This is a genomic window from Novosphingobium mangrovisedimenti (assembly GCF_025153475.1).
Taxonomy (GTDB): Bacteria; Pseudomonadota; Alphaproteobacteria; order Sphingomonadales; family Sphingomonadaceae; genus Novosphingobium; species Novosphingobium mangrovi_A.
On record NZ_JANZXA010000056.1, the window covers coordinates 1 to 593 of the forward strand.

Genomic DNA, 593 nt, shown 5'->3' on the forward strand with positions numbered 1-593 from the left:
AGCCATATCGCCGATATCGTGCTGGAAGATGTCCACGTTGGCAGCCAGGCTTTGCTCGGCGGCGAACTTGGCAAGGGCTTTGCATTCGCGATGATGAGCCTCGACAACGGCAGGATGTCGGTGGGCGCCGCAGCGACCGCTTATGCCCGCCGGGCGCTGGACAGCGCCATCCGATACGCGACCGAGCGCAAGGCATTCGGCGAGCCGATTGCCAACTTCCAGTTGATCCAGCAGATGCTCGCCCAGAGCGAGATCGAAATCTATGCCGCCGAATGCATGATGGACGATGTCACCCGGCGCGCCGACGCAGGCGAGAACATCTTGCGCAAAGCAGCGGCGTTCAAGGTTTTCGCGACGGAAATGTGCGGCCGGGTGGTTGATGCCTGCGTCCAGATCCACGGCGGTGCCGGCTATCTTGCCGAATACGATGCCGAACGTTTCTTCCGCGATGCGCGCATATATCGGATTTATGAAGGCACGACCCAGATCCTGCAACTCCAGATCGCTAAGCACATGCTGCGCGAATTTGCGGCGGCGAATTGACCTTCGTGGGTTGCACTTCATCCGCAGGCTGCACCATGGGCGGCCAGGGG

The 593-nt window shown here is 60.9% G+C and carries 1 protein-coding gene; it reads left to right on the forward strand.

Translation table 11 applies throughout. The features are described 5' to 3' along the window. Positions 1-543 (forward strand): acyl-CoA dehydrogenase family protein (locus tag NZK81_RS21435; protein ID WP_260047986.1); only part of this gene is annotated, 543 nt, incomplete at its 5' end. Positions 544-593 lie beyond the last annotated feature (50 nt).